General features: G+C 63.5%; 11 protein-coding genes. 4 read left to right on the forward strand and 7 right to left on the reverse strand.

The genetic code is table 11. The annotated features are described in order from the left end of the window. Positions 1-52: 52 nt before the first annotated feature. Together NDK18_RS00435 and NDK18_RS00440 are read right to left on the reverse strand one after the other, a co-directional pair. A complete protein-coding gene (locus tag NDK18_RS00435) occupies positions 53-2566 on the reverse strand; it encodes a glycoside hydrolase family 3 protein (RefSeq protein ID WP_250626753.1) in 2514 nt (837 codons plus the stop codon). Between the two features lie 177 nt (positions 2567-2743). After that, the gene (locus tag NDK18_RS00440; protein ID WP_250626754.1) at positions 2744-3754 is read right to left on the reverse strand and encodes a LacI family DNA-binding transcriptional regulator; all 1011 of its coding nucleotides are present in this window, start codon (positions 3752-3754) and stop codon (positions 2744-2746) included. 159 nt (positions 3755-3913) lie between these two features. Here NDK18_RS00440 and NDK18_RS00445 point away from each other — a divergent pair, with 159 nt between their 5' ends. Further along, entirely contained in the window at positions 3914-5377 is a 1464-nt protein-coding gene (locus tag NDK18_RS00445; protein ID WP_250627635.1) for an MFS transporter, read from the forward strand. A gap of 69 nt (positions 5378-5446) precedes the next feature. Here NDK18_RS00445 and NDK18_RS00450 read toward each other — a convergent pair whose 3' ends face one another. Further along, on the reverse strand, positions 5447-6469 hold the full coding sequence (locus NDK18_RS00450) for an alpha/beta fold hydrolase (protein WP_250626755.1): 1023 nt from the start codon (positions 6467-6469) through the stop codon (positions 5447-5449). Between the two features lie 210 nt (positions 6470-6679). On the opposite strand from NDK18_RS00450, the gene NDK18_RS00455 reads away from it, so the two are divergent. From NDK18_RS00455 to NDK18_RS00465, 3 genes are read left to right on the forward strand one after another with little or no spacing between them, the layout of a single operon-like run. Further along, a complete protein-coding gene (locus NDK18_RS00455; RefSeq protein WP_250626756.1) occupies positions 6680-7321 on the forward strand; it encodes a YceI family protein in 642 nt (213 codons plus the stop codon). Continuing rightward, entirely contained in the window at positions 7318-7470 is a 153-nt protein-coding gene (locus tag NDK18_RS00460) for a hypothetical protein (RefSeq protein ID WP_250623029.1), read from the forward strand. The genes NDK18_RS00455 and NDK18_RS00460 overlap by 4 nt, the downstream gene beginning before the upstream one ends. Before the next feature lie 2 nt (positions 7471-7472). After that, positions 7473-8342 carry a CPBP family intramembrane glutamic endopeptidase gene (locus tag NDK18_RS00465; protein WP_250626757.1) on the forward strand — a complete coding sequence of 290 codons (870 nt, stop codon included), beginning with the start codon at positions 7473-7475 and terminating at the stop codon, positions 8340-8342. On the opposite strand, the gene NDK18_RS00470 is transcribed toward NDK18_RS00465, so the two are convergent. The 4 genes from NDK18_RS00470 to mddA form a co-directional block, all read right to left on the reverse strand. Further along, positions 8339-8983, reverse strand: coding sequence for a response regulator (locus NDK18_RS00470; protein ID WP_250623027.1), 645 nt, complete (start codon positions 8981-8983; stop codon positions 8339-8341). The genes NDK18_RS00465 and NDK18_RS00470 overlap by 4 nt on opposite strands. Then, a complete protein-coding gene (locus NDK18_RS00475; RefSeq protein ID WP_250623026.1) occupies positions 8967-9332 on the reverse strand; it encodes a hypothetical protein in 366 nt (121 codons plus the stop codon). The genes NDK18_RS00470 and NDK18_RS00475 overlap by 17 nt, the downstream gene beginning before the upstream one ends. 62 nt (positions 9333-9394) lie before the next feature. Beyond that, positions 9395-12367 carry a sensor histidine kinase gene (locus NDK18_RS00480; RefSeq protein WP_250626758.1) on the reverse strand — a complete coding sequence of 991 codons (2973 nt, stop codon included), beginning with the start codon at positions 12365-12367 and terminating at the stop codon, positions 9395-9397. A 107-nt stretch (positions 12368-12474) separates the two neighbouring features. Beyond that, positions 12475-13230 carry a methanethiol S-methyltransferase gene (mddA, locus tag NDK18_RS00485; protein ID WP_250626759.1) on the reverse strand — a complete coding sequence of 252 codons (756 nt, stop codon included), beginning with the start codon at positions 13228-13230 and terminating at the stop codon, positions 12475-12477. Between the last annotated feature and the right edge of the window lie 72 nt (positions 13231-13302).

The following is a 13302-nucleotide window of genomic DNA, read 5'->3' on the forward strand; positions in this document are numbered from 1 at the left end:
CCTGGATAATAAAGTGCCTTTTCGACGAATGCTTGCCGCATGGCAGCAATATTCATGGCTTGTCCCCGTGAGCTGGGCAGCCCAGCGTCCGGTCCGCTACCGTGCCCAATGAGACGTCAGCGATCGCGATCCGCTCGCTGGAATGACTGGACCATTCGAAGGGCCGGTCCAGCTTGCTCATGCTGGCGCCGGCATCGCGGAAACATTTCAGCGGAATGCCCAGGCGCACCCACTGGCCCTGAGGCAATGCGGCGAGATCTCGCCCCACGGGCACCTGACCCCCACAACTGGCACCGCAGCCGACACCGATCATCGCAGTACTCCCTTGCGATACGGCATCGACCCTCAACGTAGTCACCAGCAATACGTCGCCGTTGGTTTCGCGCTCCACATCGAGCGGCGCTGGTGCCACCAGCTCCATACCTGCGGCGCCTGTCCCGGACCAGCTTAAGCTGCGCGCGTCCTCTTGTGCCTTGTAGTCGAGCGCGCTGATGCGCATGCTACCGTCCGGCGTGCCGGCTGGCATGGCTTCGACATTCATCACTGCGCCGTTGGCGCCGGTCAAGCGCATGACGAAACCCTGCGCCGGCTTGCCATGGGTGAAGTAGACGCCGGATTGCGCCGAGCTTAGTGCGACCCCCGCATCCTCAGACAAAGGACCGGTACGGCCACCATCGGCATAGGTCAGGCCGAAGCCGTAGGGAAACTGCGGATGCTCCCCGCGTGCAATTGCGGCGACCGGTATTTGGGCTGCGCTGAGCGGCCATGCATATGCCAGCTTGCCGTGAAAGTCGTGCGCTATACGGCCGTCAGGGGTACGCAGCAGGATATCGGCGATACCCTCCCCTTCGCTACCCGGGAGCCACGCCACCACGAAGGCGTCAGCGGCGTTGATCTCGCGATTCATCCACAGCGGCCGTCCGGTCAGGAACACCGCTATCACGGGCACGCTCTGCCCGCGTAGCCGCCGAATCAGGTCAAGATCGTGATCGTTGCCCGGACGGTATGCCAGGTTCGGAAGGTCACCCTGGAATTCGGCGTAGGGATCTTCGCCGAACACCACGATGGCGACATCGGGTTTCTTTTTGTAGTCGCCCTCCACCGACAGCTCGGCGCTGCCACCAGCCGCCTTCACCTGTGCCTGGAGACCGGCCCAAATGGAGGTGGCCCCGGGGAAATTTGCATTGGTCAGACCCGTGCCCTGCCAGGTCAGCGTCCAGCCGCCGTTCTGCTTGGAGATGTTGTCGGCGCCATTACCGGCCACCAGAATATGTTTGCGCGGATCGATCGGCAGCACGCCCTGGTTGTTCTTCAGCAGCACCAGCGACTCACGTACCGCCCGACGCGCCAGCGCACGATGCTCGGGACTTCCGATCACCTGTGCCGCCCGGGCCGCCAACGGGTTGGCCGATGGCAGCCCGGCCTCGAACATGCCCAGGCGCATCTTCACCCGCAGGATGCGAGTCACCGCATCATCGACGCGGCTCATCGGGATCACCCCAGCCTTCACCTGGGCCAGGGTGTTCTTGTACAGGCCTTTCCAGGAATCGGGCGCTTCGAGCATGTCCAGACCGGCGTTGTATGCCGCCGGGCAATCCTCGGTGGTGCAGCCAGGCACTTGGCCGTGCGCGTTCCAGTCGCCCAGCACGATCCCGTCGAAGCCCATGCGCCCCTTCAGTACGTCGGTGATCAGCGCCTTGTTGCCGGCCATCTTCACCCCGTTCCAACTGGAGAACGAGACCATCACCACCTGCACGCCGGCCTTGATCGCTGGCGGATAGCCGGCTGCGTGAACGTCGCGCAACACCGCCTCGCTGATCTGGGCATCGCCCTGGTCCTTGCCGTCGCGGGTGCCGCCGTCGCCGACGAAATGCTTGGCGGTAGCGATCACATGTTCGGCGTCCAGGAACTGCGGGGTACCCGGCTTGCCTTCCAGCCCGCCGATCACGGCGGCTGCGTATTGCGCAACCAGCGCAGGATTCTGCGAATAACCTTCGTAGGAACGGCCCCAGCGCACATCTTGCGGCACGGTGAGCGTGGGCGCGAAAGTCCAGCTGATGCCGCTGGCACGTAGCTCCCGCGCAGTGACCTGGCCGATATCGTGGATCAGTTGCGGATCGCGCGTAGCGCCCAGCGCGGAGTTCTGCGGAAATAGCGTGCTGCCGACGAGATTGTTATGGCCATGCACCGCGTCGATGCCAAACAACACCGGGATCGCCAACCTTCCATCGGAGGTATCCATCGACGCGCGGTAAAACGCGTCGGACAGCGCCTGCCACTGCGACGCATCAGGGTATGGCTGCCCGGGCGGCTTGGAATTGCCGCCGGCCAGGATCGAGCCCAGGCGGTACTCGCGCACGTCGTCCGGAGTTACGGACTTGATGTCAGCCTGGATCATCTGGCCAATCTTGTCTTCCACCGACATCTTCGCCAGCAAAGCCCGGATCCGGGACTCGATCACTGGGTCAATCGGCAGCGGCGAGCCGCCTTTGGGCCACTGTTCGGGGTGGACGATGGTCGCATCGCCGGCCATCGAGGGAACGGTCATCAGCAGCGCGCCAGCCATTGGCAGGACCTTGGAAACGCTTCGCAGGAACGGACTCAACGGCTGCTGCAATGGCACGGTAAAGCCCCCGGGGTGGCGTACCGTCGGCACGCGTCTGGGCGCATGTTGGCAGGAATGACAGCGCTGTCAATTTGCATTGCAACATAATTTCGGGCCGTTCAGTCGAGGGAAACGACCTCAGGGAGCGATGGCAGTGGAGCCGCGGATCTGCAGGGAGAAAGGCACCTGCACCAGCCGGCCGGGGTTACCGCGCAAGACGCTTAGCAACTGCTCGGCTGCGATCTTGCCCATCTCGCGGCTGGGTTGCTGGACGGTGGTGAGTGCTGGCCACAGCTGTCGCGACAGCGGGGTATCGTCGAAGCCGCAGACCGACAGGTCGTGCGGCACCTTCAAGCCGTACTCTCCCGCTGCCCACATGACGCCGGTGGCCATATCGTCGTTGGCAGCGAACACCGCCGTCGGCCGCTTGGCCAGTGAAAACAGCTGCCGCGCCGCCTCCACGCCGGAGCCGAAAGTGAAAGCGCCCTGCACTACCAGGGCCGGTTCCTCGGATAGACCCGCAGCGGCCATCGCCTCGCGATAGCCAGCCAGTCGCCAGCGGCTGGCACCATGGTCGGCGATGCCGATCACATGGGCGATCCGCCGGTGGCCCAGCTCCAGCAAGTGTTCCACGATCGCCCGCGCAGCCAGCTGTTCGTCCATCGCCACGCCTATGGTCTTGCCGTGCCGCAGCGGCGACACGCTGGCATAGGGTACGTTGCGCTCACGCAGGCGCTTGAGCAGTGGCGCATGGTCGGTGATGGGGGGCGTCAGCACAACGCCGTCGGGGTGGTGGTCGGAAATCAGCGCATCGAAGCGACGGATGAAATCACCGTCCCGCATGCGCAGAGGGCGCACCATCATGCTATAGCGATGCGCATCGCAGGCCTCAAGCACACCATCCTGGATCTCGGCCAGATAGGTCGAGGCCGGGTTGTCGTTGTTGTCGTACAACATGGCTACCAGGAACGAGCGATTACCCGCCAGGCTGCGCGCCGACGGATGCGGACGATAGTCCATCGCCTCCATGGCAGCGCGCACGCGCTCGCGCGTGGCGTCGGTTACGTTGGCCTCGTCATTGAGCACCCGCGACACCGTCTTGGGCGATACACCCGCTGCGCGCGCCACATCTTCGAGGCGTACCCGCATGAATTCTCCTAGGCAGGCGCTGGCTGCTTTACTGCGCATCTGGATACCATGCAAGGCCGTCCCTGGCAACAAGATGCGTCGATGCTGCGGTCGCAGCATGCGGGATGCGCCACGCCATGACATAACGGCATGACTAACCTATGGGAAGGGCAGGAACCGATGACACAGAAGTCCACGCTGTCGTTCTGGCAGATCTGGAACATGTGCTTCGGCTTTCTGGGCCTCCATTTCGGCTTTGCACTGCAGAACGCCAACGTCAGCCGGATCTTCCAGACGCTGGGCGCGGATGTAAACGACATCCCTGCCCTATGGATTGCCGCGCCGCTGACAGGGCTGATCGTGCAACCGATCGTCGGCCACTACTCCGACCGCACCTGGAATCGCCTGGGTCGGCGCCGGCCGTACTTTCTGTTCGGAGCGGTGTTCGCCTCGCTGGCGCTCCTGTGGATGCCGAACGCGCCGGCATTGTGGGTGGCCGCCGGCCTGCTTTGGATTCTGGACGCGTCGATCAACGTGTCGATGGAGCCATTCCGCGCCCTGGTCGGCGATCAACTGCCTACGCAACAACGACCCGCCGGTTATGCGATGCAGAGTTTCTTCATCGGCGCCGGCGCTGTGATCGCCTCGATGCTGCCGTGGGTCCTGGCTCAGCTCGGCGTTACCAACGTAGCGACGGGTGGAGGTATCCCCGATACGGTGAAGTACGCGTTCTATGGCGGTGGCGCAGTACTACTGGGTGCGGTGCTTTGGACCATCGTCACCACGCGTGAATACGCACCTGCGCAGCTGCAGTCGTTTGCCGACAACGTGGCGGATGGACGGGCGGTGGAGGTGTCGCGCGCGTGGCGACCCGGCCTGCTACTGCTGCTGGTCGGTATGGCAGTGTTGTTCGCGATCAGGTATTTCTCGCTGGAGAAAGAGGTTTACCTGCTGGCCAGCGGCCTGATCGCGTTCGGCCTGCTGCTCACATGGCTCAGCCACACCCGTAGCCACGGGATGTTGCGCGAAGTGATGGGTGATTTCTATGGCATGCCCATCTCGATGCGGCGACTGGTCGGGGTGCAGTTGTTCTCCTGGTTCGCGCTGTTCGCGATGTGGATCTACACCACCGCAGGAGTGACGCAGACGATTTACGCCACCACCGATACCGGCTCGTCCGCCTATAACGACGGCGCCAACTGGGTCGGAGTGCTGTTCGCTGCGTACAACGGGTTTGGTGCGCTGGCCGCAGTGGTTATCCCGCAGATGGTGCGCAGGTGGGGCCTGCGTATTAGCCACGTAATGAACCTGTGCCTTGGTGGGGCCGGCCTGCTGTCGTTCCTGTACATCCGCGATCCGCACTGGCTGCTCGCCTCGATGGTTGGCGTCGGCTTTGCCTGGGCGTCGATTCTGTCATTGCCTTATGCGCTGCTTTCGGACAGCCTGCCCACGGCAAAAATGGGCGTCTACATGGGCATCTTCAATTTCTTCATTGTGATCCCGCAATTGCTCGCCGCCAGCGTACTCGGTCTACTGCTGCGACTGTGCTTTCACAACCAGCCAATCTGGGCACTGGGCCTGGGCGGCGCCAGCCTGCTCATGGCAGGCCTGTGCACCCTGCGCGTGCCCGAGCTCGAAGACTGAGCCTAGCCAGGTGGAACCAGTCGCCCCCTGAATACGCACGCGAACCATCGTTGAAGCACGACTCGGGACCTACTTCAGCACCCGGGACAGGAAATCCACCATAAGCGCACCAATCTCCGCCGCGTGAGTCTCGAGCGCAAAATGCCCCGCATCAAGCAGGTGAACTTCGGCGGTCGGGCTATCTTTCTTGTACGCCAATGCACCAGCGGGAATGAAGGCTGGATCGTTCTTGCCCCAAACGGCCAGGATCGGCGGCCGGTGGCTGCGGAAATATTCGTGGAACGCGGGATAGGCCTTGATGTTGTTCCGGTAGTCGTAGATCAGGTCGAGCTGGATCTCGTCCGCTCCTTTACGGGCCAGATAGGCGATGTCCAGTTCATACCCGTCCGGTGACACGCGATCCCGCGGTGCGCCTTGGAAGTATTGGAAATTCTCGATCGTGTCGCGGCTGATGAGGTCGCGGCACGCTTCCCTGTGGGGCAAGGTCGGTTCGGCCCAGTAAGCCTGGAGCGTGCCCCAGGCATCACTGAACCCTTCCATGTACGCGTTGCCATTCTGGGTGATGATCGCGGTGACGCGTTCGGGGTGGGCGAGCGCCAGGCGCAGGCCCACGGGCGCGCCGTAGTCGAAGATGTACAACGCGTAGCGTTTCAGCTTCAGCGCCTGGGTGAAGCCGTCGATCACCGTGGTTAGGTTGTCGAAGGTGTAGTCGAATGTTCCCTTTGGCGTGAAAGTTTGCCCAAAGCCCGGGAGGTCCGGTGCGATCAAGCGGTATTTTCCCGCCAGGTGCGGGATCAGGTCGCGGAACATATGGCTGGCGGTAGGGAACCCGTGCAGCAGCAGGAGCACCGGTGCGTCGGTTGGGCCGGCTTCACGGTAGAACACCTCAAAGCCATCCACGCTCACCTTGTGGAAGCGCGCTTCCCGGTCCTTGCCGCCTGCCGCGTTCGCGGTGCTGGCATTCCCGGTGGCACTGGCCTGCGCGAGTGGCGCAACCATCGCGGCGGTAGCGGCCGCCAGCAAAGATGCACCCAACACGTTGCGCCGGGAGATGTCGATATCGAGGGGCTTTTGCGAGGGGAACGGGTTCATTTCAATGCGCACCTTGGGGAGTTAGCACAGCGTATGTAGCCTAGGCTTTCCCAGGGCTTCGCAATTCCCCCGAAAGGGGTAGATCCGTCTGAGACAGGGCGACTTACCCCCAAAGAGTGATGCACGCCATAGGCGCGAATGGTCTGCTGCACCCATGTCGCCAAACGTGGTCGTTGGCGAACTGGCGGCGAACTTCCTTGGAGCAACGACATGATTCTGCCAATCAAAACCATGCCTGCCGTGATCGCATTCCTTGCACTGTCGGCCACGGCGTCAGCAGCGGCGGACCCGCCCAAGGCCGAAGACGCCAGCGCCGTCGCCCAGTACCAGCAGCTGCACCTGACGAAAGACCCATCGGCCGCCCTCGCCGGCACATACAAGCTTGATCCACACCATGCCTCGGTGATCGCCAAGCTCGCGCATATGGATCTATCGCGCTATACGCTGCGTTTCAACGAGATCGCCGGCAGCTTCAACTTCGATCCATCCACCGCCACGGCCACGCACCTGGACTTCACCATCAACCCGGCGTCCGTGGACACGGGCGACGCGGCCTTCGACAAGCGCATCGCGGACAAGTACTTCGAAGCCCCTGTTTATCCCGCTATCCACTTCACGGCTGATTCGGTGAAGATCGTCGGCGACCATGCTTCCGTGCAGGGCATCCTTGAATTCCATGGCGTGAAGAAGCCCGTGGTGTTGCAGGCGGTGTACCGAGGTTTTGCCCAGTCACGTATCGGATTCTCCGGTGAAGCATCCTTCAAGCGTTCTCAATTTGGAGTGGGTCAATGGGTACCCCTGGAAGCGGACGACGTAACCATCCTGGTCGAAATGGAATTCATCCGGCAATGAAGTGGCGTTTTGCTGTGCTGCTGATGGCACCCGTACTGGCGCATGCCCAGTCGGACGCTGCTTTCGATTGGTCGTCCAGCGACGATCCTAAAACCATCGAGCATTTCCGCTATTGCGGAAAGACGCTCGATTCAACACCACCGAGGTGACCATGTCCCAGCAGATCGTCTGGCCTATGGAAACGGGATCGAAGGGATGGCTTGCCCCGGGAAAGTTGCTCGCCTTGCGGGCGATCGCATGGGCAGTGCTGCTGTTCGCCCTGCTGTTCGGATTCATGCTGGCCGCGGTGCTGGGAGCGTCGTGGCTCTCCCTGCCGAACGGCTGGTACACCGCTTTCGCGATCATCGTGCCCTTGCTGGCGGTGCTTGCTTACATGGGCTTGGTCAGGCTGGTCGAAAAACGTCCGGCGACCGAGCTTGGCTTGCGTCCCACGCCATGGCTGGAACTGGGCACGGGAACGATCGCCGGCGTGGTGTTCGTGGGTGCCACGTTGCTGCTGTTGCTTGTTTTGGGCCTGTACCACACCGGCCTGGGCCATCCCACGGGGGAAGCCGCGCTGCGCAGCCTGATCTTCAACACCTACATCTCGGCCGTGATGGAAGAGCTGGCGTTCCGTGCGGCACTACTCCGCCTGCTGGCGAGGGCCTTTGGCCCCATCACGGGCCTTGTCGTGTCGTCGATCGCTTTCGGTGCCGCCCACCTTACCCACGGCTCGTGGGCCGCTGCGGCGGAAATTGCCTTCAACGGCGGGCTGGTGATGGGCCTGGCCTATATGGCGACCGGCCGCTTGTGGATGTCCATCGGCCTGCACCTGGGCTGGGACTTCAGCGAGGAAACGATCTATGGGGTGAACAGCGGGGCCGGCCTGTTGCACAGTGTTCCCAATCCGGCGCGGGACGTGCTGTGGACCGGGGGCACCTATGGGCCCGATGGGTCGATCTTTGCCGCTTTGGTCGGTGCGCTTGCCCTGGTGATCCTCTACTGGGTGTATAGGTCCCGACTGCTCGCAGCGCGCGTTTAGCTTTCGATGATGCCGCGCTTGCGCGCGATCTGGACGGCGTGGGTGCGCGACGTGGCGCCCAGCTTGCCCAGGATGCTCTTGACGTGCACCTTCACCGTGGCTTCGGTGATGTAAAGCAGCTCGGCGACCATCTTGTTCGAGTGTCCATCGGCGATGTAGCGCAGCACCGATAGTTCGCGAGCCGTTAGCCGCTCGTCGATGGCATGCTCGGCAATCTCGGCGGCGATGTCTTTCGGGATGCTGGTTTTTCCCTGGTGCAGCAGGCGGATCGTGTCGATCAAATCCCGCCGCAGGGAACTCTTGAGCAGGTAGCCGCGTGCCCCGGCCTTCAAGGCGCGAAGGGCCTGGGCGTCGCCCTTGAACGTGGTCAGCACCAGGATCACGGCTTCGGGAAATTCATCGTGGATCCTGCGGATGGCCTCCTCGCCGGGTATGCCGGGGAGCTCCAGGTCCATCATCGTGACGTCGGGCCGGTGCAGCCTGTACTGAGCCACGCCTTCTTCGCCGCTGGCAGCTTCCGCCACCAGCTGCATGCCAGGTTCCGCGTCGATCACGGCCGCCAGGCCCTCGCGTAGCAGGGGGTGGTCATCCACGGCAAGGATGCGGATGACCGGCTGCGCGGGATCAAGGTCGTTGCTCATCGTCTCGCCCTCCCCCGTCGCGTCGATGTTGCGCTCGATCCAGTCCTTTTTCCAGCACGCGCTCGGCGCGGTCGATCGCTGCCAGCAAATCGCGGCGCGTGGGGTGATCGGGCGGCAGGCGCCGGGCGATGGCCTCGAAGCGAAGGATCAGCCCCTGGCCCGATTGCAGCATGGATTCCTCCATGGCGCTGGCGGCCGAGTCGCGCACCGCTTGCTCGGCGCGCGCCCGGGCCTGCTCCTGGCGCTGGCGTCGGCGCCAGAGCAGCAGGGCCGCGAGCATCAACGTGACCGCCATCACGCAGGCGGCAAACCACCAGGTGTTCTGGCAGCCAGGAAATAGGGTATGCATCGGACTTAAATACCGCGTGGCCGGGAACGGGGGATCACCCCAAAGGGGTAATGCCGGCCGGCTCAGGCCTTGGGCGTGATGCGTTCGATGGTCACCGTCGTGCCGCCCTGGCCGCCGGCAGTCATCGAAAAGCGGGCACCGATGCGGCGTGCGCGCTCGCGCATGCCGACCACGCCCCAGTGACCCGACTTCGCTGCCTCCTCCACTTCGGCATCGGTAACGCCGCGGCCATCGTCGGCGATGGTGATGGCCAAGCCGTCGCCACGGCGTTCCAGGGTCACGGTCACGGCCTGCCCTCCCGAATGCGCGTGCGCATTGGCAATGGCTTCGTGGACGATGGCACAGACCTCGGTGGCCACGTCATGACGGAAGGTGGCTTCCGGTGCGTGGTCGACGAGGTGGAAATTCTTGCCATGCAGTGCCGACAAGTTTTCGCCAATGGCCTGGAGCCCGTCCGCCAGCCGCACGGGGTGATCATCGTCCGCCCGCAGGTGGGCGATCCGGTCACGCCCCTGTGTCAGCATCTGGCGCGCCTGCTCGCCCGCGCGTTCCATGTCCCCGCGCACCTCGGCGGAAAGGTCCCCAAGGCGGGTCCAGGCCTGTACGCGCATCAACAGTCCGCTGATGCCCTGCAGAAGCGTGTCATGCAGCTCGCGTGCGATGCGCTCGCGCTCGGCATGCCTGACGGCCATCTTCTGGCGGATCAACGTCCGTTCCTGGCGAAGGCGAAGCCTGAAGATGCCCCACGCCAGCACAAGCGCGACGAGCACGCAGAGCAGCTTGAACCATACCGTCTGGTAGAACATCGGCTGCACTGCGAAGGAGACTGTCGCGGCATCGAGGTTCCAGACACCGTCCTCGTTGGCGGCGATCACCTCGAATCGGTAGTGCCCCGGCGGCAAGTGATCGAACATGACGTCACGGCGGGTCCCCGCGCTCACCCATCCGTTGGAGTTGCCTACCAGCCGATAGCGGACGTCGACGCGGTCGGGCCGAGTCAGCGACAGGACATCGAAGCCGACGCCTACCCGGGTCGTGCCGGCGGGAAGGATGGTCTCGTCGTGCGAGGGCCGGTTCCCGTTGATGTCGCGGATGGCCAGCTCGGGTTTGCGTGTATTGCGCGGCATGGTCTTGGGGTCGATCCAGGCCAGGCCGTCGCTCGATGCCACCCAGATCCTGCCGTCGGGGCCGCGCGTCAGCGTCGGCAGCGGGCGCACCTGCTGCGCCGCGCCAGCGACGCCGTCGCCGTTGTCGTAAAGGCGCCCCGGCATGGCGACGGTCGCATCATGCATGGCCCTGGCTACATCGGCCCCGGCAAAGTGGACCAGCCCGGCAAAGCCGTTGATCCACAGCGAACCATCCTCGTCCCGGAGCACGCCGGTGATGCCGGATAGCAGTTCGGGATGCTGGGCGCGGATGAAATGAAACGCGTGGCCATCGAACCACTGCAAGCCGCGCTCGCCGCCAACGAGAAACGGGGGCGTGGCCAGGATCACATTCACCGAGCCGACGGCGAGGCCTGCGTGCTGGTCGAGGACGGTTACCCGGTCATTCGCCTCCACGATGGCTACCTTGTTGTCGCGATAGCCGAACCACAGGTCGTCGTGCACCCTGGTTATCGACGCGATCGGCGTGTCGGGAAGATCAGGGATGCCGCCACGTTCCTGCCAGCCTGCGGTACTCCTGCGCCACGGCGCTCCGTGGGGATAAGCGATCCAGAGGCGTCCCTGGGCATCACTGGCCATGGCCTGCGGGCGCGGCCTATCCCTCGACCAGGCGATCGGCTGGTCAAAGGTCTGCAGGCGACTTCCATCAAACGACCAGGCACCGTGCTCGCCTGCCAGTAGAAGCGTCCCGTCATCCTCGCGCGTCCATGCGGACACGGGGTGATCCAATCCTGAAACAGGTGTTGCCGTGTCGCCTAGTCGCCAAAGCCTGTCCGACGGCGTGCCGTTCCGGCTGTCCGTGCCGGCGTAAACCGCGCCATCGGGTCCCGGGAACACGGCGAAGTAGTACGTGTCGTCGGGGAAAGGAACAGGGGTGGCCGCGTTCGTGCGCAATCGCATCAGGCCGCCCTTGGTACCGATCCAGATGTTTCCATCGGCGTCGATAAGCACGCACATCGCCCCTTTGCTGACGTCGCCGACGACCTTCCACGAACTCTCCACCCGTGCAGCACCCGTCGTTGACGAGGTCGGTTCCTGCTTGATGCAGAGGTCTCCCGTGTCACAGGCGACCGACCAGACAACACCGTTCTTGTCGATCATCATCTGGTCTGATTCGGAGAACGCCGACACAGCGCCCGCGCGCCCCACGTCGGGGAGCTCTTGCAGGCGCGTCACTTGCAAATCCAGGGCGAGCACCCAGACACGCCCGTCCATGGCGGCAATGATTTCGCCAATCGGACCCCATGAGCCTGGGACGGGGACAAAACGCGGCGAATCTCGCTTGCGCACCCAAAAACGCCCCTGATCGCCATACCAAAGGTTCCCCGCCTGGTCATTGCGCAGATTGGGGTCGTCCGGTACGGGCAAGCCCAGCGAGTCCGGTGCCAGCGCTTGCCACGTCGTGCCGCTGCTTCGATAGATGGCGTTCCCGGCAGTGGCCCACACATGGCCTTGGGTGTCCTCGGCCAGGCCGCCGTAGGTGGTTTGGTCTGGAAGCCCCGTCATGGCCACCGGGTGATCGCGATCATTCTTGGGTAGCACGATCACGCCGCCGGCACTGAGGAAAACCCAAAGGTCGCCGGACGACATCGCGGCCAGCCGCACCACCGAGCGGGACCTAAGGTCACCCGGTGCCAGTATCTCCCGGCGACCGAATGTCAGCCCGTCGAACTGGAACAGGCCCGCATTGGTCCCAAGCCAGAGCCAGCCATCGCTGGTACGCGCCATGGCCTGGATACCGGCGGGTGCACCTTCCTTCTGGCTCCACATCGAGCGCTGGTAGCCGGTAGCCGCCTGGCCGAACGCGCTACCGAGCAGGCAGCCCAGCGCAAGCACTACGATCGCAATCGAGGTCTTGCCCAGGCGCACGGAGTATTCCCTGCGGCGCCCAACGCGGGCGCCGTCCCCTGCATTCTGTTATGGCGAAGGGCTTTTGCCTAGCATTTAACCCTCCGCCCAGCCGCGGTCGACGAGAGTCAGTCGCCGGACCGATCCCGTCGCCGCCCTAAGCCAGGCACGATCATCCCGACGCGTTTGCGATAGTCGTCGTAGGCGGAGCCGAAGTGCGCAAGCAGGTCGCGCTCTTCATGCGCGATCCCGATGAAGATATAGGCGGTCATGCCTGCCGCGAACACTAGATGGCTAACTGTTAAATGCGGCGTTGCCCAGAAGGCAATGACGAAGCCCAGGTAAAGCGGGTGGCGAACCCAGCGGTAGAGTAGCGGTTCGCGCAATTGCGGTGGGCGATCTTCCCGCGCACGACCGTGGCGCCACGCCTGGCTCAGTCCGAACAGTTCGAAGTGATTAATAAGGAAGGTGCTTAGCAACACGAGTGCCCAGCCCATAGCGAACACCGCCCAGATCAACGGCGCTGCGGCGCTTTCACGTACGTCCCAGATCGTCCCGCCAAGCGTATGCCAATAGCGAAGCATGATCGCAAGGACGACAGCGGCGGCCAGCACGTAGATCGATCTTTCTACCGACGTCGAAACGATTCGGGTCAAGCGCGCCTTGAACCCGGGTCGCGCCATGACGCTGTGCTGAATTCCGAACAAGGCGATAAGGAGCAGGTCGAACCCGATGGCCTGGACCACAGGCGTGCCATTGACCGCATCGTTGATCGTCGTTGGGAATATTCCGATGTCGCCGATGAAGGCGATCAGCCACAGGAAAGTTGCGAAAAATATAAAGTACGCAACAAGGGAAAAGCCCACCGCGAATATGCGTTGCATAAGTTACCCCTGGTCGGAGTGGTACTTACGCTAGCATGGAAACGGCCGGCAAGATCCTAGCCATTTTGGATA

This window comes from Pinirhizobacter soli (assembly GCF_015905305.1).
Lineage (GTDB): Bacteria > Pseudomonadota > Gammaproteobacteria > Xanthomonadales > Rhodanobacteraceae > Pinirhizobacter > Pinirhizobacter soli.

Coding starts and splice junctions, on each gene's coding strand:
- NDK18_RS00435 (WP_250626753.1), bottom strand. CDS start 2,566: ATGGCTGGCGCGCTGCTGATGACCGTTCCCTCGATGGCCGGCGATGCG.
- NDK18_RS00440 (WP_250626754.1), bottom strand. CDS start 3,754: ATGCGGGTACGCCTCGAAGATGTGGCGCGCGCAGCGGGTGTATCGCCC.
- NDK18_RS00445 (WP_250627635.1), top strand. CDS start 3,914: ATGACACAGAAGTCCACGCTGTCGTTCTGGCAGATCTGGAACATGTGC.
- NDK18_RS00450 (WP_250626755.1), bottom strand. CDS start 6,469: ATGAACCCGTTCCCCTCGCAAAAGCCCCTCGATATCGACATCTCCCGG.
- NDK18_RS00455 (WP_250626756.1), top strand. CDS start 6,680: ATGATTCTGCCAATCAAAACCATGCCTGCCGTGATCGCATTCCTTGCA.
- NDK18_RS00460 (WP_250623029.1), top strand. CDS start 7,318: ATGAAGTGGCGTTTTGCTGTGCTGCTGATGGCACCCGTACTGGCGCAT.
- NDK18_RS00465 (WP_250626757.1), top strand. CDS start 7,473: ATGTCCCAGCAGATCGTCTGGCCTATGGAAACGGGATCGAAGGGATGG.
- NDK18_RS00470 (WP_250623027.1), bottom strand. CDS start 8,983: ATGAGCAACGACCTTGATCCCGCGCAGCCGGTCATCCGCATCCTTGCC.
- NDK18_RS00475 (WP_250623026.1), bottom strand. CDS start 9,332: ATGCATACCCTATTTCCTGGCTGCCAGAACACCTGGTGGTTTGCCGCC.
- mddA (WP_250626759.1), bottom strand. CDS start 13,230: ATGCAACGCATATTCGCGGTGGGCTTTTCCCTTGTTGCGTACTTTATA.